General features: G+C 72.7%; 22 protein-coding genes. 15 read left to right on the top strand and 7 right to left on the bottom strand.

Features of this window, described 5'->3' with window-relative positions:
- Positions 1-27: 27 nt before the first annotated feature.
- Together ACS3YM_RS03895 and ACS3YM_RS03900 are read left to right on the top strand one after the other, a co-directional pair.
- Positions 28-3,258, top strand: a complete 3,231-nt coding sequence (locus tag ACS3YM_RS03895; protein WP_439938765.1) for an ATP-dependent helicase — start codon at positions 28-30, stop codon at positions 3,256-3,258.
- Entirely contained in the window at positions 3,255-6,485 is a 3,231-nt protein-coding gene (locus ACS3YM_RS03900) for a UvrD-helicase domain-containing protein (protein WP_439938766.1), read from the top strand. Before ACS3YM_RS03895 ends, ACS3YM_RS03900 begins: the two co-directional genes overlap by 4 nt.
- A gap of 399 nt (positions 6,486-6,884) precedes the next feature.
- Here ACS3YM_RS03900 and deoD read toward each other — a convergent pair whose 3' ends face one another.
- Entirely contained in the window at positions 6,885-7,598 is a 714-nt protein-coding gene (gene deoD, locus ACS3YM_RS03905; RefSeq protein WP_439938767.1) for a purine-nucleoside phosphorylase, read from the bottom strand.
- A gap of 31 nt (positions 7,599-7,629) precedes the next feature.
- Between deoD and nudC the strand changes: the two genes are divergently transcribed.
- On the top strand, positions 7,630-8,562 hold the full coding sequence (gene nudC / locus ACS3YM_RS03910) for an NAD(+) diphosphatase (protein ID WP_439938768.1): 933 nt from the start codon (positions 7,630-7,632) through the stop codon (positions 8,560-8,562).
- 15 nt (positions 8,563-8,577) lie between these two features.
- Here nudC and ACS3YM_RS03915 read toward each other — a convergent pair whose 3' ends face one another.
- Together ACS3YM_RS03915 and ACS3YM_RS03920 are read right to left on the bottom strand one after the other, a co-directional pair.
- Positions 8,578-9,030: a hypothetical protein gene (locus tag ACS3YM_RS03915; protein ID WP_439938769.1), complete on the bottom strand. Its 453-nt coding sequence runs from the start codon at positions 9,028-9,030 to the stop codon at positions 8,578-8,580.
- Positions 9,031-9,085: 55 nt separating this feature from the next.
- Positions 9,086-9,328 carry a mycoredoxin gene (locus ACS3YM_RS03920; RefSeq protein ID WP_439938770.1) on the bottom strand — a complete coding sequence of 81 codons (243 nt, stop codon included), beginning with the start codon at positions 9,326-9,328 and terminating at the stop codon, positions 9,086-9,088.
- Positions 9,329-9,369: 41 nt separating this feature from the next.
- Between ACS3YM_RS03920 and ACS3YM_RS03925 the strand changes: the two genes are divergently transcribed.
- The 4 genes from ACS3YM_RS03925 to ACS3YM_RS03940 all read left to right on the top strand — a co-directional run bounded on the left by ACS3YM_RS03925 (position 9,370) and on the right by ACS3YM_RS03940 (position 12,879).
- Complete coding sequence (locus tag ACS3YM_RS03925; RefSeq protein ID WP_439938771.1) at positions 9,370-11,451, top strand: ATP-dependent DNA helicase UvrD2; 2,082 nt, start codon at positions 9,370-9,372, stop codon at positions 11,449-11,451.
- Positions 11,452-11,641: 190 nt separating this feature from the next.
- Positions 11,642-11,824 carry a hypothetical protein gene (locus ACS3YM_RS03930; protein ID WP_439938772.1) on the top strand — a complete coding sequence of 61 codons (183 nt, stop codon included), beginning with the start codon at positions 11,642-11,644 and terminating at the stop codon, positions 11,822-11,824.
- 121 nt (positions 11,825-11,945) lie between these two features.
- Complete coding sequence (locus tag ACS3YM_RS03935; RefSeq protein WP_439938773.1) at positions 11,946-12,296, top strand: WhiB family transcriptional regulator; 351 nt, start codon at positions 11,946-11,948, stop codon at positions 12,294-12,296.
- Positions 12,297-12,711: 415 nt separating this feature from the next.
- Positions 12,712-12,879: a hypothetical protein gene (locus ACS3YM_RS03940; protein WP_439938774.1), complete on the top strand. Its 168-nt coding sequence runs from the start codon at positions 12,712-12,714 to the stop codon at positions 12,877-12,879.
- Between the two features lie 13 nt (positions 12,880-12,892).
- Here ACS3YM_RS03940 and ACS3YM_RS03945 read toward each other — a convergent pair whose 3' ends face one another.
- Both ACS3YM_RS03945 and ACS3YM_RS03950 read right to left on the bottom strand, forming a co-directional pair.
- The gene (locus ACS3YM_RS03945) at positions 12,893-13,396 is read right to left on the bottom strand and encodes a hypothetical protein (RefSeq protein WP_439938775.1); all 504 of its coding nucleotides are present in this window, start codon (positions 13,394-13,396) and stop codon (positions 12,893-12,895) included.
- Positions 13,397-13,505: 109 nt separating this feature from the next.
- Positions 13,506-13,664, bottom strand: a complete 159-nt coding sequence (locus tag ACS3YM_RS03950) for a DUF5679 domain-containing protein (RefSeq protein WP_090969683.1) — start codon at positions 13,662-13,664, stop codon at positions 13,506-13,508.
- A gap of 192 nt (positions 13,665-13,856) precedes the next feature.
- Here ACS3YM_RS03950 and ACS3YM_RS03955 point away from each other — a divergent pair, with 192 nt between their 5' ends.
- From ACS3YM_RS03955 to ACS3YM_RS03965, 3 genes are all read left to right on the top strand, one after another.
- Entirely contained in the window at positions 13,857-14,663 is an 807-nt protein-coding gene (locus tag ACS3YM_RS03955) for an enoyl-CoA hydratase/isomerase family protein (protein WP_439938776.1), read from the top strand.
- 313 nt (positions 14,664-14,976) lie between these two features.
- Positions 14,977-16,017 carry a PHP domain-containing protein gene (locus ACS3YM_RS03960; protein ID WP_439939829.1) on the top strand — a complete coding sequence of 347 codons (1,041 nt, stop codon included), beginning with the start codon at positions 14,977-14,979 and terminating at the stop codon, positions 16,015-16,017.
- A gap of 49 nt (positions 16,018-16,066) precedes the next feature.
- Entirely contained in the window at positions 16,067-16,612 is a 546-nt protein-coding gene (locus tag ACS3YM_RS03965; RefSeq protein WP_439938777.1) for a M48 metallopeptidase family protein, read from the top strand.
- Positions 16,613-16,618: 6 nt separating this feature from the next.
- Here the strand turns inward: ACS3YM_RS03965 and ACS3YM_RS03970 are convergent, their stop codons facing one another.
- Together ACS3YM_RS03970 and ACS3YM_RS03975 are read right to left on the bottom strand one after the other, a co-directional pair.
- Positions 16,619-17,212: an NUDIX hydrolase gene (locus tag ACS3YM_RS03970; RefSeq protein ID WP_439938778.1), complete on the bottom strand. Its 594-nt coding sequence runs from the start codon at positions 17,210-17,212 to the stop codon at positions 16,619-16,621.
- Positions 17,209-18,540: a zinc-dependent metalloprotease gene (locus ACS3YM_RS03975; protein WP_439938779.1), complete on the bottom strand. Its 1,332-nt coding sequence runs from the start codon at positions 18,538-18,540 to the stop codon at positions 17,209-17,211. Before ACS3YM_RS03975 ends, ACS3YM_RS03970 begins: the two co-directional genes overlap by 4 nt.
- Before the next feature lie 73 nt (positions 18,541-18,613).
- On the opposite strand from ACS3YM_RS03975, the gene ACS3YM_RS03980 reads away from it, so the two are divergent.
- The 5 genes from ACS3YM_RS03980 to ACS3YM_RS04000 are packed head-to-tail and all read left to right on the top strand — an operon-like array spanning position 18,614 to position 24,019.
- A complete protein-coding gene (locus tag ACS3YM_RS03980; RefSeq protein WP_439938780.1) occupies positions 18,614-19,039 on the top strand; it encodes a molybdenum cofactor biosynthesis protein MoaE in 426 nt (141 codons plus the stop codon).
- 42 nt (positions 19,040-19,081) lie between these two features.
- Positions 19,082-19,342, top strand: coding sequence for a hypothetical protein (locus ACS3YM_RS03985; RefSeq protein WP_439938781.1), 261 nt, complete (start codon positions 19,082-19,084; stop codon positions 19,340-19,342).
- Between the two features lie 38 nt (positions 19,343-19,380).
- Positions 19,381-20,433 carry a YlbL family protein gene (locus ACS3YM_RS03990; protein WP_439938782.1) on the top strand — a complete coding sequence of 351 codons (1,053 nt, stop codon included), beginning with the start codon at positions 19,381-19,383 and terminating at the stop codon, positions 20,431-20,433.
- The gene (locus tag ACS3YM_RS03995; protein WP_439938783.1) at positions 20,430-21,038 is read left to right on the top strand and encodes a PPA1309 family protein; all 609 of its coding nucleotides are present in this window, start codon (positions 20,430-20,432) and stop codon (positions 21,036-21,038) included. Before ACS3YM_RS03990 ends, ACS3YM_RS03995 begins: the two co-directional genes overlap by 4 nt.
- Positions 21,035-24,019, top strand: coding sequence for a UPF0182 family membrane protein (locus ACS3YM_RS04000; RefSeq protein WP_439938784.1), 2,985 nt, complete (start codon positions 21,035-21,037; stop codon positions 24,017-24,019). The genes ACS3YM_RS03995 and ACS3YM_RS04000 overlap by 4 nt, the downstream gene beginning before the upstream one ends.
- Positions 24,020-24,059 lie beyond the last annotated feature (40 nt).

Genomic DNA, 24,059 nt, shown 5'->3' on the forward strand with positions numbered 1-24,059 from the left:
TCGGTCCCGCGTGATGGGGTGTCCTCCGTGAGTACGACGACCCGCTACCGGCTGGTGGCGCCCGACCGCTCGGTCGTGGTGCCCGAGCTCGACGAGCACCAGCAGCGCGTGGTCGACCACGAGGGCGGGCCGCTCCTCGTCCTGGCCGGTCCGGGCACCGGCAAGACCACGACGCTGGTCGAGGCGATCGTCGACCGCATCGAGCACCGCGGCGCCTCGCCCGACTCGGTCCTGGCCCTCACCTTCTCTCGCAAGGCCGCCGAGCAGCTCCGCGACCGGGTCACGGCCCGCGTCGCCCGCACGACCTCGGCCGGGTCGTGCTCGACGTTCCACTCCTTCGCCTACTCCCTGGTCCGCAAGTACGCCCCCGCCGAGCTCTACGAAGGCGCCATCCGGCTGCTGTCGGCGCCGGAGGCCGACGTGGTGCTGCGCGAGCTGCTGCGCGACAACCCCGAGTCGGTGGTGTGGCCCGAGCAGCTGCGGCGCGCCGTCGGCACCCGCGGCTTCGTCCGCGAGGTGCAGGCGGTGCTGGCCCGGGCACGCGAGAAGGGCCTCGACCCCGCCGGCCTGCGCAGCCTCGGCATCGAGCACGACCTGCCCGAGCTGGTGGCGGCAGGGCTGTTCCTCGAGCAGTACCTCACGATCCTCGACAACCTCGGCGCCACCGACTACTCCGACCTCATCCGCCGCGCGGTCATCGAGGCGGAGGCCCACCGCGACGAGCTCCGGGCCCGCTGGACGCACGTGTTCGTCGACGAGTACCAGGACACCGACCCCGGCCAGGTCGCGCTGCTGCGCGCGCTCGCCGGCGACGGGCGCAACCTCACCGTCGTGGGCGACCCGCACCAGTCCATCTACGGCTTCCGCGGCGCCGACGTGCGCGGCATCCTCGACTTCCCGGCGAGCTTCCCGACCGCCGCGGGCACGCCCGCGGCCACGGTCGTGCTGCAGCGCACCCGACGCTTCGGCCCCCGGCTGCTCGTGGCGGCCAACCGCGTCGCCCACCGGCTGACGCTGACGGGCAGCATCGACGCCGAGGCGCGTGAGGCCTTCCTCTCGCCCGAGGCCGTGCCCGGCCCGCAGGGCGACGGCCGCGTCGAGGTCGTCACCTACGACACCGAGCGGGCCGAGGCCGAGCGGCTGGCCGACCTGCTGCGCCGCGCACACCTCGAGGACGGCATCGCGTGGGACCGGATGGCGGTGCTCGTCCGGTCCGGGCGCACCAGCATCCCGCCGCTGCGCCGCGCCCTCGCCGCCGCCGGCGTGCCCGTCGAGGTCGCCTCCGACGACCTCCCGCTCGTCCACGACCCGGCCGTCCTGCCGCTGCTCGACGGCCTGCGCGCGGTCGTCCACCTCGACGACGACGACGCCGACTCGCCCGACTTCCTCGACCCCGGCCGCATCGAGTCGCTGCTGCTCTCGCCGCTGGGCGGGCTCGACGCCTCCGACCTGCGCGCCCTCGTGCGCCGCCTCCGCACCCGCGAGAAGGAGCAGCCCGACGCCACCGCCCGGCGCACCTCGCGCGAGCTGCTCCGGCTGGCGGTGGTCGAGCGCGGCTTCCTCGACGGCCTCGAAGGACCCGACGTCGAGCGGGCCGCGGCGCTGGCGCGCCTGCTCCGGCAGGGGGCCGAGATGCTCGCCGACCGGGCCGGCGTCGAGGACGTCCTGTGGCACCTGTGGTCGAGCACGTCCTGGCCGGAGCGGTTGCGCCGCCAGGTCGACGTCGGGGGAGCGGGCGCCCGCCGGGCCCACCGCGACCTCGACGCGATCGTCGCCCTCTTCGAGCTCGCGGCCCGGGCCGTCGACCAGCGCGACCACGTCGGCGTCGGCGCCTTCTTCGCCAGCCTCGTCGCCCAGCAGCTGCCGGCCGACACGCTCGCCGAGCGCGGCGTGCGGGGCTCGAGCGTCCGGTTGCTCACGGCCCACCGCTCCAAGGGCCTCGAGTGGGACCTCGTCGTGGTGGCCCACGTCCAGCAGGAGGGCTGGCCCGACCTGCGCCGGCGGACCACGCTGCTCGGCGCCGACCGGATCGGGGTCGACGCCTCCGGGCACCCCGACCTCGTCCCGCCGGTCACCTCCCGCGCCCTGCTGATGGAGGAGCGCCGGCTCTTCTACGTCGCGTGCACCCGCGCACGCCGACGGCTCGTGGTGAGCGCGGTGCGCTCGCCCGACGACGACGGCGAGCAGCCCTCGCGCTTCCTCGAGGAGCTCGGCGTCACGATCGAGCACCAGGACGGCCGCCCCCCGCGCCCCCTCTCGCTGGGCGGGCTGGTGGCCGAGCTGCGGCGCACCGCGGCCGACCCCGGCGTCTCGGTCGCGCTGCGCGAGGCGGCCGCGCGCCGGCTCGCCGCCCTCGCCGCCGAGGAGGTCGACGGGCGTCCGCTGGTGCCCGCCGCCGACCCCTCGACCTGGTGGGGCACTCGCAGTGCCACGCGGTCGGTGCAGCCGATCCGTGACCCGGAGCGGCCGGTGCCGATCTCGGCCAGCATGCTGGAGTCGATCCTGCTCTGCCCCGCGCAGTGGTTCTTCGAGCGGGAGGCCGGCGGCGTCTCGGCCGTGCACCAGTCGGCCAACCTCGGGCAGGTCCTCCACGCCCTCGCCGAGCGGGTGGCGGTCGGCGACCTGCCCGCCGAGGTGGCGCCGCTGATGGCGGAGGTCGAGGCCATCTGGGACCGGCTCGCCTTCCGCACGCCGTGGTCGCGCCAGCGCGAGCTCGCCCGCATCCGCAAGGCGGTGTCCCGGTTCGTCCAGTGGCACCTCGACAACCCCCGCCAGGTCCTCGGCGCCGAGCAGCGCTTCCAGAGCATCGTCGAGGTCGACGGGCGCCAGGTCATGCTCACCGGCTTCGCCGACCGGCTCGAGGTCGACGATTCCGGGCGGGTGGTCGTCGTCGACTTCAAGAGCGCCCGATCGGCGCCTTCCGGTCCTGCCGTCGCGGGCAACCTCCAGCTCGCCCTCTACCAGTACGCCGTCGACGCCGGCGCCCTCGACGAGGCAGCCGGTCGCCCGATGGCCTCCGGCGGCGCGGAGCTGGTGCAGCTCGGCATCGACGACGAGTCCTCGGTCGCCAAGGTCCAGGGCCAGCCGGCGCACGACGACGCCGGCCCCGAGCGGGAGGTCCTGCGAGCCGGGCTGGCCCGCGCCGCCGAGCTGGTGCGCGCCGAGACCTTCCCCGCCACCGCGGGACCCCACTGCCGCGACTGCCCGTTCGTCGCCATCTGCCCGGCCAAAGGCGCAGGGAGCGTGACCGTCCAGTGACCGACCAGCGCACCGACCGCGAGCCGATCCGGCTCGACACCCCTGAGGACCTCCGGGCCCTCATGGGCGCCACGCACGCTGCGAGCGACGAGCAGTGGGCCGCGATCACGTCCGCGCTGCGTCCCACGGTCGTGGTGGCGGGCGCCGGCAGCGGCAAGACGACGTTGATGGCGCAACGCGTCGTGTGGCTGGTCGCCACCGGCAAGGTCCGCCCCGAGGAGGTGCTCGGGCTGACGTTCACCACCAAGGCCGCCGCCGAGCTCCGGCACCGGGTCACCGCCGCCCTCGGGGCGGCGGGACTGCTCGACCGGTCCGTGGTCGCCGAGGGCGAGGACGTCCTCGAGCCGACGGTCGCGACCTACCACGCCTACGCCGCGTCGCTGCTCACCGACCACGGCCTGCGCATCGGCCACGAGCCCGACACCCGGGTCGTCTCCGACGCCTCCCGCTACCAGCTCGGTGCTCGCGTCATCGAGCGCTTCACCGGCCACATCGAGCTGCTGACCGACCATCCGGCCACCGCCATCCAGAACCTCCTCGCCCTCGACGGCGCGATGAGCGAGCACCTCGTCGACGCCGACGACGTACGCCGCACGGACGAGGAGGCGCGCCGCGGCTTCCAGCGGGCGCTCGAGGAGGAGCAGGCCGGCAAGGCCCGCAAGACCTACCTCGAGCCGCCCGCCAAGGCGATCAACGCGATCGACCGCCGGGCCGAGCTGCTGCAGCTGGTCGAGGGCTACCGCCGGCTCAAGGCCGACCTCGGGCTGATGGACTTCGGCGACCAGATCGCGCTGGCCGCCCGGCTGGTCGAGGACCAGGCGGAGGTGGGGGAGATCGAGCGAGCCCGCTTCAAGGTGGTGCTGCTGGATGAGTACCAGGACACCTCCGTCGCGCAGGCGACGATGCTGGCCCGGCTGTTCTCGGGGCCCGACCCCGACCACGGCCTGGGCCACCCGGTCATGGCGGTCGGCGACCCCAACCAGGCGATCTACGGCTGGCGCGGCGCGTCGGTGTCCAACATCCTCAACTTCGCCGACACGTTCCCGGCGGCCGACGGCGAGCCCGGGCGGCTTCCGCTGACGGTCAACCGGCGCTCCGACGCCCGGATCCTCGACGTGGCCAACCGTCTCGCCGAGCCCCTCCTCGAGGCCTACGGCGACAAGGTGGCGCGGCTGCGCGCCGCCGAGATCGCCGGCGACGGGCATGTCGAGACCCATGTCTTCGAGCGGGCCGTCGACGAGCTGGCGTGGCTGGCCGCAGAGGTCCAGCAGGTGCACGACGCCGGCACCGCGTGGGCCGACATCGGGGTGCTGACCCGCGACAACGCCCAGGGCGAGGAGGTCTACGACACCCTCACCACTGCGGGGATCCCGGTCGAGATCGTCGGTCTCTCCGGCCTGGTCCGCCTGCCCGAGGTCGCCGAGGTCGTCGCCACCTTGACCCTCCTCCACGACGTCACCGCCAACGCCTCGATGCTCACGCTCCTCACCGGCCCCCGGTGGGCGATCGGCCCGCGCGACCTGCGGCTGCTGGCGCTCCGTGCGGCCGAGATCGCCGGCGTGCGAGGTCGCAAGGAGGCCGCGTCCGTCGCCGACCAGCTGCTCCAGATCGCCGACGGCATCGACGCCTCCGAGCTGCCCGCGCTGAGCGACGCCGTGGAGTCGCCCGGGGAGACGGGGTGCTCGGCCGAGGCGCTCGACCGGTTCGCGCTCCTGGCCGCCGAGCTGCGGAGGCTGCGCTCCCACGTCGGAGACCCGCTGCTCGATGTCGTACGGCGCATCATCGACACCACCGGGGTCGACGTCGAGCTGGCGTCGGCCACCTCGCCCGCAGCGGCCGCGCGCCGCGACAACCTCGACCTGTTCGTCAAGGCGGTCGCCGAGTTCCAGTCGGTCGACGGTGACGTGACCCTCCCGGCACTGCTGGCCTACCTCACCGCCGAGGACGACCAGGGCAACGGCCTCGACGTCGCCACCCCGACCGCCGCCGACTCGGTCAAGCTGCTCACCGTCCACCGCGCCAAGGGGCTGGAGTGGTCGTCGGTGTTCTGCGTGGGCGTGGGGGAGACCCGCTTCCCGAGCAACCGCTCCCGCACCCTGTGGACGTCGTCGCCCGCGGTCCTGCCGGCCCCGCTGCGCGGCGACCGGGCCGACCAGCCCCAGCTCGTCGGCCACGACAAGGCCGCCCTCGACGCCTATCGCGCCGCGACCAAGTCCCACGACGCCGAGGAGGAGCTGCGGCTGGGCTACGTCGCCTACACCCGCGCCGCCCACCACCTCGCGGTCACGTCGTACGTCTGGGGCCAGCGTGCGACGCCGTTCGGCCCGTCCGACTACCAGCGCGTCGTGCGCGACCAGCTCGAGGAGTGGGGCCGACCCGTCGAGCGATGGATCGACAAGCCGGCCGGCAAGGCGCCCAACCCCAACGACGACGTCGACCCCTCGCGCCCGTGGCCGGTGCCGGGTCCGGGGGAGGAGGCGCGACGCCGCCTCGCCGCCGCCGAGCTCGTGCGCACGATCGACCGCACGGCCCCCGACGAGGGCCTCGACATGGTCGAGGCAGCCCAGGTGGCCGACTGGGACGACGACCTCGTGCAGCTGCTCACCGAGGCCCGCGCCGACCGCGCCACCACGGTCGCGCTGCCGCTGCCGAGCAGCCTGTCCGCCACGTCCGTGGCTCGGTTGCGCGACGACCCGGAGGGCTTCGCCCGCGAGCTGGCCCGGCCCATGCCTCGTCCGCCCGCTCCCGCCGCCCGCTTCGGCACGGCCTTCCACGCCTGGGTCGAGGACCGGTTCGGCCAGCAGGCGCTGATCGAGCCCGACGAGCTGCCCGGGCGTGCCGACGCCGGCATCGACGACGAGGCCGACCTCGGCGAGGTGGTCAAGAGGTTCGAGGACGGCCCCTTCGGAGACCGCGCGCCCCACGCTGTCGAAGCGCCGTTCGCGCTCGTCCTTGCCGGCCAGGTCGTCCGCGGTCGCATCGACGCGGTCTACGCCGAGCCCGCCTCGTCAGGCGGCGGCTTCCTCGTCGTCGACTGGAAGACCGGCCGCCGCGAGGACGCCGACCCCCTCCAGCTCGCCCTCTACCGCCTGGCCTGGTCCGAGCTCACCGGAACCCCGCTGGAGCACGTACGAGCAGCCTTCCACTACGTCCGCACGGGCCGCACCGTCGAGCTCGACGACCTCCCCGGTCGCGACGAGCTCGAGGCCTTGCTCTCCGACGTCTGAGGCCCCTCCGCGCCTGCTCCCCACGAGCATCCCTCGTGGGTGGCGGCATACGACGTGCTGGTCGCCGTGGGTGGCGGCATACGACGTGCGAGGGACGCCTTTTGATGTCGTATGCCGCCAGGGTGGCCGGCGGAGGTGTCGTATGCCGCCAGGGTGGCGAGCATCCCTTGTGGGTGGCGGCATACGACGTGCTGGTCGTCGTGGGTGGCGGCATACGACGTGCGAGGGACGCCTTTTGATGTCGTGTGCCGCCAGGGTGGCGCGCGGAGGTGTCGTATGCCGCCAGGGTGGCCGGCGGAGGTGTCGTATGCCGCCAGGGTGGCGGGCGGAGGTGTCGTATGCCGCCAGGGCGGCCGGCGGAGATGTCGTATGCCGCCAGGGAGCCAAGCGGCCCCCCGCTCACCCCAGAGCGGCGGTGAGGGCGATCTCGATCATGTCGCCGAAGGTCTGCTCGCGCTCGGCGGAGGTGGTCTCCTCGCCGGTGATGATGTGGTCGGAGACGGTGCAGATCGCCAGTGCGCGCCGTCCGAGGTGCGCGGCGATCGTGTAGAGCGCGCTGGCCTCCATCTCCACGGCGAGCACGCCGTAGTCCGCCATGCGCGAGATCAGCTCGGGGCGGGAGGCGAAGAACGAGGAGTCGGCCGAGTAGATCGGGCCGACGTGCACGCGCGCGTCGCCGGCGAGCCCCTGCGCTGCGTCGTACGCCGCCCGCAGCAGGCCGAAGTCGGCGACGGGGGCGTAGTCGAGGCCCTCGAAGGTGATGCGGTTCATCGCGGAGTCGGTGCTCGCGCCCGAGGCGAGCACGATGTCGCGGACCGCCACCTCCTCCCTCAGCCCGCCGCACGAGCCGACGCGGACGACCGTCTGCACGTCGTACTCGCGGAACATCTCGTTGACGTAGATCGCCATCGACGGCTGGCCCATGCCGGACCCCTGGACCGAGACCGGCTGGCCGCGCCAGCTGCCGGTGAAGCCGTACATCCCGCGGACCTCGCTGTAGCAGCGTGCGTCGTCGAGGAACGTCTCCGCGATCCACTTCGCCCGCAGCGGGTCGCCGGGAAGCAGGACGGTGGGGGCGATGTCGCCGGGCTGGGCGCCGATGTGCGTGCTCACCGCGCGCACGCTACCGACTAGCGTGGCGAGCGTGAGCGACAGCACCCACCGCGGCCCCCTCCCGCACACCGCCCTCTCGGCCCACGCGCACAACCGGCTGGGCCTGCAGCGCACCGACGAGGAGTGGCTGGCCGCGCGGATGGCCGAGCCACAGACGCGGGTGCTCGTCGTGTCCGGCAACCGCCTCCGGCCGGTCGACGGGGAGGTCCAGTGGGTCTCGCCCGACCAGGCGCCCGAGGGCACCCTCGTGCTGCTCGGTGACCGGGAAGGCGTGGTGCACGTGGCGGTCATCGTGTCACCCGACAGCGCGCCCGGTGCCCCGGAGGAGTGGGTGCCCCTGCGCTCGGTGCTGGGCCTGCTGGCCGAGCGCGCTCCCGACCAGGCGCCGCTGCTGATGCACGCGATCGGGCTCGCCGAGTGGCACCACGCGACCTGGTTCTGCCCGCGCTGCGGCGGCGCGCTCGTGAGCCGGGCTGCCGGCCACGAGCTGCGGTGCACGCAGTGCGACCGCGCCCAGTTCCCGCGGACCGACCCGGCCGTGATCATGGCGATCACCCACGGCGAGGGCGACGACGAGGCGATCCTCCTGGGCCGCAACACGGCCTGGCCCGCCGGCCGCTGGTCGACGCTCGCCGGCTTCTGCGAGCCGGGGGAGACGCTGGAGGACGCCGTACGCCGTGAGGTGCACGAGGAGGTCGGCGTGCGCGTCGGCGAGGTGCGCTACTTCGGCAGCCAGCCGTGGCCGCTGCCCGCGAGCCTGATGCTGGGCTTCACCGGACGCGCCGCGAGCACGGGGATCGACGTCGACGGCGCCGAGATCGAGGAGGCGCGGTGGTGGACCCGCGCCGAGTTCGAGGCCGCCGTACGCTCCGGGGAGATGTTCGTCCCGCGCGGCATCTCGATCTCGTCCTCGCTCATCGAGAGCTGGTTCGGCCGTCCGCTCGAGGGCCCCGGCTGGGGCTGAGCGGCAGCCGTGTGGTCAGTCGCAGTTGTCGCAGATGCCCGTCGCGGGCACGGCGATGAAGCAGCGGGGGCACAGGTTGTCCGGCTTGTCGCTGGCCGCGACCCGCGTGGGCCTGGGGGTCCCGGTGCTGCGCGTCGTCGTCGAGCGCGTACGCGGGGCGCTGGAGCGCGTGCCCGGCACCCGGGTGGTCGGCGGTGAGTCGTCGCGGATGTCGAAGCCGAGGCGCGTCAGGGCCTTGCTCGCGCCGGCCGAGCCGCCCGGGATGTCGGCCGGTGTGAGGGTCCGCCCGGTGGCCAGGCCGTGGGCGATGCCGGCGATGGCGGCGGCGTCGTACTCCCGGCCGTGGTGCAGCAGGACGTGGGTGGAGACCCCGCCGCGCACGAGCATGTAGTTCGCTCCGCCCGCGGCGTCCCAGGTCTCCATCGCGGTGAGGACGTGGTCACGGTCGATCGAGTTCAGCAGGGACACGACAGCAGGCTAACCCCGGCAGGGGACGACGTTCATCGCCAGCCTCACGAAAACCTCACGCCAGGGCGGCGAGCTTGTCCTTGACCTGCACCACGGAGGGGTTGGTCAGGGTGCTGCCGTCGGAGAAGAGGAGCGTGGGGACGGTCTGGTTGCCCCCGTTGGCCTGCTCCACGGTGAACGCGGCGTCCGGCTGCTGCTCGATGTCGACGAGGGAGAAGGTGATGCCCTCGCGGTCGAGCTGGCTCTTGAGGCGGTGGCAGTATCCGCACCAGGGCGTGGTGAACATCGTGAAGGTCATGGGATGGAGTGTCCCCTCCGGCGTCTAGTCTGGTGAAACGGGTGGCGATCACCCCCCTCAACCACGACCTCGCAGGAGTTGTTCCGTTGCTCGAAGCGCTCGATCCCGAGCAGCGCCAGGTCGCCGAGGCGCTGCGCGGTCCGGTCCGGGTGCTCGCGGGAGCCGGGACGGGCAAGACCCGGGCGGTCACCCACCGCATCGCCCACGGCGTCGCCACCGGCCTCTACGCGCCCACCGAGGTGCTCGCCCTGTCGTTCACGACCCGCGCCGCGGGCGAGATGCGCGAGCGGCTGCGCGCGCTGGGCGCACCCGGTGTGCAGGCGCGTACGTTCCACTCCGCCGCGCTGCGGCAGCTGAGGTTCTTCTGGCCGCGGGTGCACAACCGCGACCTCCCCGAGCTCGTCGAGTCCAAGCTCGCCATGATCGCGCTCGCCGCGCGGCGCCAGCGGCTCGGCGTCGACCAGGCGACCTTGCGCGACCTCGCCAGCGAGATCGAGTGGGCCAAGGTGTCCAACGTGGGCCCCGACTCCTACCCCGTGGTCGCCCGCTCGCGGGGGCGCGCCGTCTCCGGGCTCGAGCCCGAGGTGGTCGCCCGCGCCTTCGACGCCTACGAGGAGGTCAAGCGCGGCCAGGGCCGGATGGACATGGAGGACGTGCTGCTCTTCGCTGCCGGCCTGCTGGCCGACAACGAGGCGGTGGCCGCCCAGGTGCGACGGCAGTACAAGTGGTTCGTCGTCGACGAGTTCCAGGACGTCTCGCCGCTCCAGCACGCGCTGCTCGACCTGTGGCTCGGCGGGCGCGACGAGCTGTGCGTGGTGGGCGACCCGGCCCAGACGATCTACTCCTTCGCCGGTGCCGACGCCCGCTACCTGCGCGAGTTCACGAAAGCCTTCCCCTCGGCCACGAGCGTCGAGCTCGTCCGCAACTACCGCTCCACCCCCGAGGTCGTCGCGGCCGCCAACCAGCTCCTCGCCGGCACGCCCAGCAAGGGGGTGGACCTGGTCGCCCAGCGCCCGTCGGGGGCGAAGATCGGCTTCCGGGAGGCCACGGACGAGGTGGCCGAGGCCGACGCCGTCGCCGACCGGCTGGCCGCCCTGCGCGCGCAGGGCACCCCGGCCAGCCGCATGGCGGTGCTGCTGCGGATCAACGCGCAGTCCGAGCGATTCGAGGAGGCCCTGGCCGCCCGCGGCATCCCCTACGTCGTACGCGGTGCCGCGCGCTTCTTCGACCGGCCCGAGGTGCGGCAGGCCATCACCCTCGTCCGGGGCACCGCGCGCGGGGGCGGGGCCGAGGGGTCGGTGCCCGACTCCGTCCTGGCCGTGCTGTCCCAGATGGGCCACTCCACGCAGCCGCCGGAGGGCAGGGGAGAGGTCCGCAACCGATGGGAGTCCCTGCAGGCGCTCGTCGACCTGGCCGCCGACTTCGGCCGCGAGCGTCCCGAGGCCTCCCTCGGTGACTTCGTCGACGACCTCGACCGCCGCGCCGGCGAGCAGCACGCCCCGGTCGCCGACGCGGTCACCCTCGCCACCATCCACTCGGCCAAGGGCCTGGAGTGGGACGCCGTCTTCGTGGCCGGCATGCACGAGAAGATGATGCCGATCTCCCAGGCGCAGACCCCGGCCGAGATCGAGGAGGAGCGACGCCTGCTCTACGTCGCCATGACCCGCGCCCGCGACGAGCTCACCGTGTCCTGGGCGACCGCGCGCGAGCCCGGCGGCCGGGCCAACCGCGGCAGCTCGCCGTTCCTCGCGCCCCTGCTCGACGGGGTGCCCGGCATGGCGGGGCAGCGGCGCGAGCGCTCGAAGCGCAACCGCGCCGCGCTGCACTGCCGTGAGTGCGGGCGCGCGCTGTCCAACGCCCGGGAGAAGAAGACCGGCCGGTGCGCCGACTGCCCGGCGTCCTACGACGAGGCGCTCTTCGAGCGGTTGCGCGAGTGGCGCCTGGCCCGCGCCTCGCAGGACAGCGTGCCCGCGTTCGTGATCTTCACCGACGCCACCCTCCAGCTGATCGCCGAGCATGCCCCGGCCGACCAGAAGGGCCTGCGCGCGATCAGCGGTGTCGGCCCGAGCAAGCTGATCAAGTACGGCGACGAGGTGCTGGCGCTGGTGGCCCAGACCGCCTGAGACCCCGGCCCGACGCGCTATTCGAGCGCCCTCAGGCGTCCCCGGGACACATTCGAAGAAAATTCTCGGTAATACCCATAAAATCGTTTGCCCCTGACGGGAGTCAGGGTTTAGCGTTCCTCTCACGACGACCCGCGCATGGGATCCCTGACAAGGATCTGCGCCCGATGCCCCGAAGGAGGTGGCCCCCATGGAGAACTACACGAAGACGATGACGGCTTGGACGCCGTCCTTCGGCATGTCCATCCTCGGCCGCCCCTGCGCGCACACGCGTGCCTTCGGCGCTGCAGTGGTGGCTGTCCAGGGCGACGCCGCCATCGTTCGCATCAAGGGCGATTTCCCGGGTTCACCTGCCTGGAGTCCGTCGACGTAGGTCTCACACCTCGCATCGGCAGCCTCCAGGCCGCGGAACCCACACCGGGATCCGCGGCCTTTCTGTTTGTCCCATCGATCCAACCCACCCGCGATCAGGTCAACGAGGAGGAGGTGAACACATGACCATCAGCGTTCTCGACCGCAACCGAGCTGCCGATGCAGTCCAGCTGGAACCCCAGGCCCCGCTGGGTGCCCTGCACGACGCAGCTGCCGGAGTGGATGAGGAGTTGCTGCCCTGCCGCGTCAACGACGCAGAGCTGTGGTTTGCCGAGTCCCCCGCGGACGTGGAGCACGCCAAGGCCCTCTGCACCGACTGCCCCGTGCAGGCGCTGTGCCTCGACGGAGCCCTCGAGCGGCGTGAGCCGTGGGGCGTCTGGGGAGGCGAGCTCTTCCTCCAGGGCGTGGTGATCCCGCGCAAGCGGCCGCGAGGCCGGCCCCGCAAGTCCGACCAGACCGTCCAGGTCGCCTAGTCGGACAGCCAGCAGGACGGGGCCGCCGCGCAGGCGCCACCGCGACCAACTCCTCCCAGGAAATACAGGAACACACCTCAATGAAGACCTACCGAAACGGAAGCACCGACATGAATCTCATGCATGAAGAACTCGCACGCGCGCAAATGTCCGCGCGCCTGGGAGAGGCGCACGAAATGCGACGCGGCCACCACCTCGCGATGGCCCGTCGGATGAGCCGCAAGGCCGAGCAGGCCGCGCAGCAGGCGCGTCTCGCCCTCGCTCGCGCGATCTGAGAAGGGTCCCGACCTCGGGATTGCTCTCGCCCTGATCGCGGGTGAGCACACCACGAGCCGGTACGTCGTCACGGTGACGACGTACCGGCTCGCTGGATTTCCCGGCTGTCGACGCCTCCGCCCGGGGGTAGCCTCGAGGGGTGAGCGAGATCGTCACGTGCGCCTTCTGCGGCACCCAGGCGCCGGAGTCCGAGACCCTGACCTGGACCACGGCCGTCGAGAACGGCCGGCGCCGGGCGTACTGCGACACCTGCTCGCGCACGCACCTGCGCGCGATGGAGAGCAAGCTCGACAGCGAGTGGTGGTGACCGGAGCGGCACCTCAGGCGGTGTCGAACCAGCCGCAACCGCAGTAGGGGTGTCGCTGCCATCGGCGCTCGCGCGGCAGCGGCTCGTGGTCGAAGCGCCAGGAGCTGAGCCACGTGTGCGGCGTGTCGCCGCGGAGCCAGGCCCCGAGGTCGCGTGCCGCCGCGCCCGCCGCCAGCGCGAGCAGCGGGCCCGGGAGGGGTGTCGCTCGCAGCGTGCGTCCGTCGTCGAGGACGGCGGCCTCCACGCACCGCGCGCACGGGCCCAGGCCCGGTGCCGCCCACGGTCCGACCTCGATGGCCCACGGCCAGGCCGCGACGAGCAGGTGGGGGAGTGAGGCCACGCTCCAGGCGTCGAGGGTGGTCGAGACCTGACGTCCGGGCGCGATGCCGATGCCCACCGGGGCTGCGCCGTCGACCGCGATGCCGGCCACGGCGAGGGCGGCGACGACCTGCTCGAGCCACGCGGCGGGGCAGTCGAGCTGGGCGCGGAGCGGGACGTCGTACGAGCGCGCGGTCACCACGGTGACGCTGCCACGACCGACGAGGCGGCGGCCGGTCCTCCACAGGGGAAATGCAACAGCGGCGCCACCCCGAGGTGGCGCCGCTGCGATCAGCTCAGGGTGAGGATCACGCCTTGCCGAGGATGCGGTTCAGGTTGGTACCGCAGACCGGGCACACGCCCTTGGCCATCTTGGTGCCCTTGTCGTTGACCTTGATCTCGCCCTCCGCCTCGCGCTTCTCCTTGCACTTGACGCAGTAGAACTCACCGCTCCAGGTCTCCGCCATGACGGCCTCCTTGCTTGTTTCTTCTTGGTCGTCGCGACGGGGTTGTCGTAGGGGAAGCCCGCCGGGGAGCAGTGGCGGTTGCCAGCGCTCCGTCGTCGACCCTACGCCACGCGTGGCCCACGCTCACGCACCACACGCGCTGAGCGTGAATCCGGGTGATTCCACGCTCAGCCCGATCAGTACCCTCGGGCCATGCCTGAGACCTCTCCAGACCTCGTCCACCTGCGCCTCGAGCGCCCCTCCGAGGGGGTCGCGCTGCTGACCCTCGACAACCCCGGCATGCGCAACGCGATGAGCGACGAGATGACCGCGTCGTGGGTGGCGGCGATCGACGAGCTGGCTGCCGACCCGTCGCTGCGGGCGGTGGTGGTCACCGGCGAGGGCAGTGCCTTCTGCTCGGGCGGCAACACGTCGTGGATCGCGAGCGAGCCGGACGCCAGCGTCGACCACCTGCGCTCGCGGATGCTGCCGTTCTACCGGGCCTGGCTCTCGATCCGGCGCCTCGAGGTGCCGACGATCGCCGCGGTCAACGGGCACGCCATCGGTGCCGGCCTGTGCCTCGCGCTCGCGTGCGACATCCGCTACGCCGCGGACGGGGCCAAGCTGGGTCTGCCCTTCAACAAGCTCGGCATGCACGCCGGGATGGCCGGCACTTGGCTGCTGCCTGACGTCGTGGGTCCGGCGCACGCCCGGGACCTGCTGCTCACCGGCCGGGTGGTGGAGGCCGACGAGGCGCTGCGGCTGGGCCTGGTCTCCCGGGTGATCGAGCCGGCGGCGTTCCTCGACGAGGTGCTGGCCACGGCGGCCGGCATCGCCGCGACGGCCCCGATCGCGGCGAGGCTGACGAAGATCGCGCTGGCCGACGGCGGCCACGCCGACTTCGAGTCGGCGCTGCAGTGGGAGGCGCTCGCGCAGCCGGTGACGCTGGCCACCGCCGACCTGCAGGAGGGCATCGCTGCCGCCAGGGAGAAGCGGACGCCGGAGTTCCGCGGGCACTGACCGCGCAGTCGACCGGAGATGAGAAGGGGCCCCGCAGCCTTCGACGCCTGCCTTCCCCTGCTGACGTCGAGGAGCCGTGGGGCCCTTCTGCGCGCAACGCTAGGAGCGCGGCTGCCGCGCGGTCAACGGGGTGCTGCCCACGCCTGTGGACAGGCCTGTGGATGAGGTGGGGAGAGCCGAGGAACCGCCGTGGAGGACGGGCGCCTCGGTGGGGAGCGGGCTGGGGACGACACGCCCGGCGACGCGCCGTACTGTGCGGGTGACCAGCGGTTCGTGCGCGACCGGGGCTGTGGAGGAGAAGAAGTTGGACGACATGTCCTCGTCGGAGGGGGCCCGCGGGCCGGTGTCCACGCTGCGCCGCATCGCCTTCCTGATGGAGCGCCAGCGCGAGGAGAGCCGCCGCATCGAGGCCTTCCGCAACGCCGCGCGCACGATCCTCCCGCTCGGTGAGGAGGAGGTACGCCGCCGCGCGGAGGCGGGCACGCTCACCGAGCTCAGCGGGATCGGGCCGAGCACCGCCGCCGTCATCACCGACGCCTGCCGCGGCGTCGTACCGGACCGCCTGGTCGCGCTGGAGAGGACCGCCGGGCCGCTGGCGACGGGCGGGGAGGACCTTCGCGCGCGGCTCCGTGGTGACCTGCACTCGCACTCCGACTGGTCCGACGGCGGCTCCCCGCTGGAGGAGATGGCGATGACGGCCATGGAGCTCGGCCACGACTACCTGGTGCTGACCGACCACAGCCCGCGCTTGCGGGTGGCCAACGGCCTCAGCGCGGAGCGGCTCACCCGCCAGCTGGGGGTCGTCGACGCCGTCAACGAGCACCTCGACGGCGCGTTCACGCTGCTCAAGGGCATCGAGGTCGACATCCTCGACGACGGCTCGCTCGACCAGACCCCGGAGATGCTCGGGCGCCTCGACGTGCGCGTCGCGTCGGTGCACTCGAAGCTCAAGATGGAGTCCGCGTCGATGACGCGCCGCATGGTCGGTGCCGTGCGCAACCCGCACACCAACGTGCTCGGGCACTGCACCGGCCGCCTCGTCACCGGCAACCGCGGCATGCGCCCGCAGAGCCAGTTCGACGCGAAGGCCGTCTTCGCCGCCTGCGCCGAGGAGGGCGTCGCGGTCGAGATCAACTCCCGCCCCGAGCGCCGCGACCCCCCGACGCAGCTCCTGGAGCTCGCCCGCGACCTCGGCTGCCTGTTCTCGATCGACTCCGACGCCCACGCGCCGGGCCAGCTCGACATGCTCGACTTCGGTGCCGCCCGGGCGACCGAGGCCGGCATCGACCCGGACCGGATCGTCAACACGTGGGAGCGCGACCGGCTGCTCGAATGGGCCGCTGCGCGCCTGTGACCAGCGCGTTCACTGGGTGGCTGTGGGTGGTGGCGGCTAGGTTCGGCGCATGAGCTCGCCGACCGGCACCCCCGACGTGGAGGTGCGTCGCTCGCGGCGCCGCAGGCGCACGGTCTCGGCCTACCGCGACGGCGACCGGATCGTGGTGCTCATCCCGGCCACGATGTCCAAGCGCGACGAGGCGACGTGGGTGGCCGACATGGTCGCGCGCATCGAGCGCCAGGAGCGGCGCAAGTTCCGCTCCGACGACGACCTGGTGGCCCGCGCCACCAAGCTCAACGACCTCTACCTCGGCGGTCTCGCGCTCCCGGCCTCGGTGCGCTGGGTGACCAACCAGAGCGCTCGCTGGGGGTCGTGCACCCCGGGCGACCGCACGATCCGGCTCAGCGACCGGCTGCAGCAGATGCCGGGCTGGGTCGTCGACTACGTCCTCGTGCACGAGCTGGCCCACCTGCTGGAGTCCGGCCACACGCCCGAGTTCTGGGCCTGGGTCGACCGCTACCCGCGGGCCGAGAAGGCCAAGGGATACCTCGAGGGCTACTCCACCGCCGCCCGCCTCGAGCCGCCGCCCGGCGGCGAGGACCACGTCGACTGACGGCCTTCAGGCGCGGGCGCGCACCCGTGCCACGGCGGCGTCGATGAGGGCGTACATGTCGTCGAACGTCGCCGGCAGCGCGTCCACCGGCCACCACCGGACGTCGATCGACTCGTCGCTGGCCCCATGGGTGGCGTCCGGATCGGCGACGGCCAGGAACCGTACGTCGAGGTGCTGCACGGTGCCGAGGTCGGAGCAGAACTCCACCGCGTGCGCGTCCAGGCACAGCGGGTCGTGGTCGAGCTCGAACTCGGTCAGGCCGGACTCCTCCAGCAGCTCGCGGCGCGCGCCCGCCGAGAGCGAGTGGTCCTCGGGCTCGAGGTGGCCGCCGAACGCCAGCCAGGCGTCGGCCTTCCGGTGGTGGTTGAGCAGCACCCGGTCGCCGTCGGGGGAGACCACGATGGCCCCGGCTGTGAGGTGCTCGGGGAAGCACGACTTGGCCAGTCCGTCCTCGTGTGCCTCGAGGTGGGCCAGGAAGCGGGTGCGGTGCTCGGCCTGGGCGGGCGACGGCGCGGGCCAGATCGTCAGGGTCGCGACCGCGCTGGCGTGCAGGCCCGCCTGTCCTGAGGAGGGCGCCCGGCGCCCGTCACGGAGGGTCACTCGGCGGGTCGCTCGTCGGACCCGCCGTCGAGCAGGTCGCGCAGCCCGGCGTCGAACTCGTCGTCCGAGAGGTGCTCCGGTGCGACCGAGTCCTCACGGAAGCCCAGCGGGTCGTCGAGGTCCGCCGCGGTGGGGAGCAGGCGGGGCGACATCCACACGCCGTCGCGGGCCTCGGTGCCCTGGCGCGCGCGCAGCGACCCCCACAGCGTGGAGGCGTCGCGCAGGCGGCGGGGCCGCAGCTCGAGGCCGACGAGGGTGGCGAAGGTCTGCTCGGCCGGGCCGCCGGCGGCACGGCGACGGCGTACGGTCTCCTGCAGCTTGGCGGCAGCCGGCATCCGGTCGGCGGTGGCCTGGCCGACGACCTCGTCGACCCAGCCCTCCACGAGCGCGAGGGTGACCTCGAGCTTCTCCAGGGCGGCCTTCTGCGCGGCGGACGGCTCGGGGTCGAACAGCCCGCCGGCCATCGCGTCCTGCATGGCGGCCGGGTTGGTGAGGTCGATGTCGCGCATCTTCGCCTCCATGCCGGAGGTGTCGAAGTCCATGCCCGCGCCGTACTCGGCGACCGCGCTGATCAGGTGGTCGCGCAGCCACGGCACCCCGGCGAACAGCCGCTGGTGGGCGGCCTCGCGCAGGGCGAGGTAGAGCAGCACGTCGTCGGCGGTGACGTCGGGCAGCTCGGCGGCGAAGGCCTCGACGTTGGTCGGCAGCAGTGCCGCCTTGCCGATCGGTCCGAGCGGGAGGCCGATGTCGGAGGCGCTCAGCACGTCACCGGCGAGGGCGCCCAGGCCGCCGCCGACCTGGCTGGCGACCATCGCGCCGCTGGCCTTGCCGAGCATCGCGAGGAGCGGGCCGGCGAGCTGGCGCATCTCCTCGGGCATCGCCTGGCCCAGGGCCGCGGTGGCCGAGCCGGCGATGGGCTCGACGAGCACCTTCCAGACGTCGATGGTCTCCACGATCCACTCCGCGCGCGACCAGGCAGCGGTGGTGGTCACTCCCGAGGGGAACTCGGTGGTCGTGTCGAGCCAGTGGTCGGCGAGGCGTACGGCGTCGGCGACGGCGGCCGACTGGGCCGGCGTGACGGTGGGGTCCGGCTCCTGCGCGGCGGCGCGGCGCGCCAGGTCGGTCACGGTGTCCCAGTTGACCGGGCCGTCGTGCGGCGCGAACAGCGACTGCATCTGCGACATCAGCGCGTTGAGGTCGGGCATCCCGCCACCCGCGCCGAACCCGCCCATCTGGGAGAAGATCTGCTCGAAGGGCGTGCCCTTGAAGGGGTTGTTGTCGTCGGGGCCCTGACCGGACGATCCGGGGCCGCCGGGGGTGTCACTCATGGCAGCAACGGTACTCACCGCGCCCAGCGGTGGCACGCCCCCGCCGCTCTGGACCACGCCTACACTCGGGCTCGTGAGTGACCCTGTGCGCCTCGTCGACATCCGCGACACGCCCCTCGACGTGACCGAGGTGCTCGACGCGCTCGGCGACGACGGTGCCGGCGGGCTGACCCTGTTCGTCGGCCAGGTGCGCGACCACGACGGCGGCAAGGGCGTGGCCGCCCTGGACTACTCCGCGCACCCGACCGCGCTGGCCCGGCTGGAGGACGTCTGCCGCCGCGTCGCCGCGGAGCACGACGTACGCGGTGTGGCCGCGGTGCACCGCGTCGGCCCGCTGCAGATCGGCGACCTGGCTGTCGTCGTCGCGACCACTGCCGCCCATCGCGGTGACGCCTTCGCCGCCTCGCGTGCCCTCATCGACACGCTCAAGGCCGAGGTGCCGATCTGGAAGCACCAGGTCTTCGACGACCAGACCGAGGAGTGGGTCGGCACGCCGTAGGGCCTGCGCCCCGCGGGCCTCGCGCGCGCCTAGGCTCGCACCGTGGAGATCCTGCTGTGGCTCGTGCCGGCCGTCGTCGTGACGGTCGTGGCGATGGTCTGGGTGTCGTGGATCAGCCGCGACGGACGCGGCGAGGTCGACCGCGACGTGGCCGTCGAGAGGCTCGGCAGGGCGCTCGCCAAGGACCTCCCCGCCGGCACGCGTCGTACGGCCGCTCCGGCCCGCGACCGCAGCACCGGCATCGCGGTGCGGCCCAGCCACGGGTCGGGGCCGTCGGGCGGCGGCACCCGTCGCGCCTCCTAGCTGTCGCGCAGTTGCGCGGGTTTGAGAGAGTTGCGCCCATGAGTCAGCGGACCAGGGCGGGGTTGCTCGCGCTGTGCCTGCTGGCCGTGCTGTGGGGGACTGCCGCGTTCGTGCCACTGCCCTACGTCACCTACTACCCCGGACCCACCGTCGACATCCTCGCGAAGAGCAACGGTGACGAGACCGTGCAGGTCACCGGCCACGAGGCCTACTACGACGACGGCGAGCTCCGGATGACGACCGTCTACGTCAGCCAGCCCGAGGAGGACGTCACCCTGCCGGAGCTGCTGCGGGCCTACTTCGACCCCGACGCCGCGGTGTGGCCGCGGTCCTCGGTCTACGCCCCCGACGAGACCGACGAGTCCAGCGACCGCGAGTCGTCGGTGGCCATGGTCTCCTCCCAGGACACCGCCGTGGCGGCCGCCCTCACCGAGCTCGGCGAGAAGATCGACCCGATCGTCGAGGTGCTCGACGTGACGCCCGGGCTGCCCGCGGAGGGCAAGCTCGAGGTGCGCGACGTCCTGCTGCGGGTCGGCGACACCGACATCACCGAGGCACAGGACGTCGTCGACGCGGTCGACCAGGCTGCCGCGGGCCAGCCGATCCCGTTCGTCGTACGACGTGCTGGGAAGCGGGTGAGCGTCGAGATCACCCCCCGGCAGGTCGGCGACGACCTCCGTGTCGGCATCACCCCCGGGGTGGGCTTCGACTTCCCCTACGACGTGGACGTGAACATCTCCGACAACATCGGCGGTCCGAGCGCCGGGCTGATGATGTCGCTGGCGATCTTCGACACCCTCACCCCCGGCTCGATGACCGACGGCGCCGACATCGCCGGCACCGGCACCATCACCCCGGCCGGAGCGGTGGGCCCCATCGGCGGCATCCAGCAGAAGATCGCCGCCGCCCGCGACGCCGGTGCCGAGCTCTTCCTCGTGCCGGCCGACAACTGCGACGGCATCGGGGGAGTGGCGACCGGCGACATGCGCCTGGCCAAGGCCACCACGATGCACGGCGCGGTGGAGACCCTCGCCGACTGGGTCGCCGACCACGACGCCCGACTCCCGAGCTGCGAGGACACTGCCTCATGACCACCCCGCCGACCACTCCGCCCACCGACGGCGACCCGGCCGAGAGCGCCGACCTCCCCGAGGACCCGGCCCTGGCCGCGGCCGTGCTGGAGATCGAGGCGCACGTCGCGCGCGACGGCTGGGACCAACCGGCCCGGCTCTACGCCCTCGTCGACACCGCGGCGCTCGTCGCCCAGGAGCCTGCCCTGGCGGCCGCCATGGAGATCGACGGCCCCGGCGAGGACGGGTCGTTCACCCCGATCGAGCAGGACGGGCTCCCGCCGGGCCAGACCCTCGAGGACGCCCTGCCGACGATCGCGTGGCCGCCCAGCGTGTCCGGGTGCGCGGCCGTCATCGAGCGCCTCGTGCTGCCCCCGGGCGTCGACGACGAGATCCCCGACGACCCGACGGCCGCCGAGCTGTTCGCCCGCGAGCACCCGGACCGCCAGGAGGTCCGGATGGTGGCCGGCGTGACCCGTGCCGGGGCGTCGTACTGCGCGCTCCGGCTGCGCGCCCACGACGACGAGCAGTCGGTCGTCAACGGCACCGGGCTCGTGCCCGGGCTCCTCGACCTCCTCCACGCCACGCTGCACGACCACCAAGACCTTGAGCAGGGGCCCGCATGAGCACTCCCTTCGACCGATCCAGCGGACCCCACGGGCCCGACGGACCCCGTGGCCCTGGCGGACCGGGCGGCCCCCAGGGCGCCCGCCCGGCGTCGGCCTCGCGCCGGCCCGGCACGCTGGTCATCACCGTCATCGTGCTGATCGTGGCGTTCATGCTGCTCAGCGGCTTCGCGTCGTTCTGGACCGAGCGCCTGTGGTTCACGTCCGTCGGCTACAGCGGCGTGTTCACCACGTTGCTGCTCACCCGCGTGGGACTGTTCCTCGTCTTCGCCGGCCTGATGGCCGCCACCGTGGCGCTGACGATGGCCATGGCGTACCGGTTCCGCCCCGTGCTCTGGCCCGGCATGCCGGGGATGCCGGACGACGGGATGGATCGCTACCGCGAGCTGCTCGGCCCGCGGATGGGCTGGGTCATCGGCGTGGCCGCGGCGATCATGGGCCTCTTCGCGGGGGCCTCGGCCACCGGGCAGTGGCGCAACTACTCGATGTGGCGACACAGCCAGGCCTTCGGCACGACCGACCCCTACTTCGGCAAGGACGTCGGGTTCTACGTCTTCGACCTGCCCTTCTGGCACTACGTCGTCGACTACGTGATGGCGCTCGCCGTCGTCGGGCTGATGGCGACGATGCTCATCAACTACCTCTTCGGCGGCATCCGCATCTCCGCCCGCCCGGGTGAGCGGCTCACCAGCGCCGCGCAGATCCAGGTCTCGGCGCTGCTCGCGCTGTTCGTGCTGGCCAAGGCGGTCGACTACTGGCTCGACCGCTTCGACCTGGTCACCGACTCCGGCTCGATCTTCACCGGCATGGGCTACACCGACGACAAGGCCGTGCTGCCCGCCAAGGAGATCCTGGCCGGCATCGCAGTGGTGTGCGCCGTGCTCTTCCTCGCCAACGTCTGGCGCCGCACCTGGCTGCTGCCGTCGGTCGGCGTCGCGCTCTTCGCGCTGTCCGCGATCATCCTCGGCCTGATCGTGCCGTCGGTGGTCCAGGCGATCCAGGTGAACCCCAACGTGCCGGACCGCGAGGGTCCCTACATCAAGGAGAACATCGACGCCACGCGCAAGGCCTACGCGCTCGACCAGGTCGAGGTCGGCGCGGTGGGCGGCAGCCCGGTCCCGGCCGACGGCCGGCTCGACGCCCTCGACGGCCTCACCTCCACCGTCCCGCTCGTCGACCCGAAGGTCGTGAGCGAGGTCTTCGAGCAGCAGCAGCAGGTGCGCGCCTACTACTCGGTGAGCAACGTGCTCGACGTCGACCGCTACGAGATCGCCGGCAACGACCGCGCGCTCGTCCTCGGCGTGCGCGAGCTCGACCAGGACGGCATCGCCGAGAGCGACCGCAACTGGTCGAACCTGCACACCGTCTACACCCACGGCAACGGCGTCATCGCGGCCTACGCCAACCAGCGCCCCGAGGACGACTCCAGCCAGTCGCTCAACATGCAGTGGGCCGAGGGCCAGGAGGAGAGCGAGGACGCGCTGAGCAGCATGTCCCCGGACGGCTTCGAGCCCCGCGTCTACTTCGGCGAGACGAGCCCGTCCTACAGCATCGTCGGCAAGAACGACGGTGGCCCGGACGTCGAGCTCGACCTGCCGCGCGGCGTGCGCAGCGAGTCCAACACCGAGACGACGTACGACGGCCTGGGCGGGGTGCCGGTCGGCAACCTGTTCCACAAGCTGCTCTACGCGGTGAAGTTCAGCGAGCTCAACTTCCTGCTCTCCAGCCGGGTGACCGACAACTCCAAGGTGCTCTACGACCGCAACCCGCGCACGATGGTCGAGAAGGTGGCGCCGTGGCTGACGGTCGACTCCGATCCCTACCCGGTCGTGATCGAGGGCAAGATCAAGTGGGTGCTGGACGGCTACACCGTCACCGACAAGTACCCGCTCTCGCAGCGTGAGTCGCTCGAGACGATGACCGACGACTCGCAGCAGCAGAACAACGGCTTCCAGACGCTGCCGACCGACGAGATCAACTACATGCGCAACTCGGTCAAGGCCACCGTCGACGCCTACGACGGCACCGTCACCCTCTACAAGTGGGAGGACGACCCGATCCTCGAGGCGTGGGACGACGTCTTCCCGGGGCTGATCAAGGCCCGCGACGAGATCCCCGACGAGCTCGAGTCGCACCTGCGCTACCCCGAGGACCTGTTCAAGGCCCAGCGCTACCAGTTCCAGCGCTACCACGAGACCTCGGCCGCCGACTGGTTCGAGGGCTCGACGCGGTGGGAGGTGCCCAAGGACCCGCAGGCCGCGAGCCGGCTCCAGCCGCCCTACCGCCTCTTCACCGGCGAGGAGGGCTCGGAGACGTGGTCCCTGACCTCCGTCTACGTGCCGCGCGAGAAGGACAACCTGGCCGCCTTCATGAGCGTCAACAGCGACGCGACGAGCGACGACTACGGGAAGATCTCCGTGCTCGAGCTGCCCGACACGAGGACCGACGGTCCCCGCCTGATCGCCGCCGCGCTGAGCACGGACGAGACGGTGCGCCAGGAGCTGCTGAGCTTCACGCAGGGTGACGCCAAGTCGGTCTTCGGCAACCTCCTCACGCTGCCGATCGGCGACACGTTCATGTACGTCCAGCCGCTCTACTCGCGGCGCGACGACGAGTCGGCGTACCCGATCCTGCGCTTCGTCCTGGTCTCCTACCAAGGTCGCGTCGGCATCGGCGAGACGCTCCGCGAGGCCATCGAGGACTCGCTGAGCGGAGTCTCGACCACGCCGGAGACGCCGACCACCCCGACCCCGAGCCCGACCGAGTCGCCGAGCGCCTCGCCGTCGGAGTCGCCGTCGCCCTCTCCGACCAGCCCGGCGCCGGAAGGCACCCAGGCCCAGATCCGCGACCTGCTCCGCCGGGCCGAGGCGAAGTTCACCGAGGCCGACGAGGCGCAGAAGGCCGGCAACACCGTGAAGTGGGCCCGCCTGATGGAGGAGGGGCGCTCGCTCATCGAGCAGGCCGTACGCCTCGCCGGCTGAGGTCGACCACCCCCGATTTGGGTGCTGCAGGGCGGGCCTG

Origin of the sequence: Nocardioides sp. N13(2025), assembly GCF_051912545.1 — a bacterium.
Taxonomy (GTDB): domain Bacteria; phylum Actinomycetota; class Actinomycetes; order Propionibacteriales; family Nocardioidaceae; genus Nocardioides.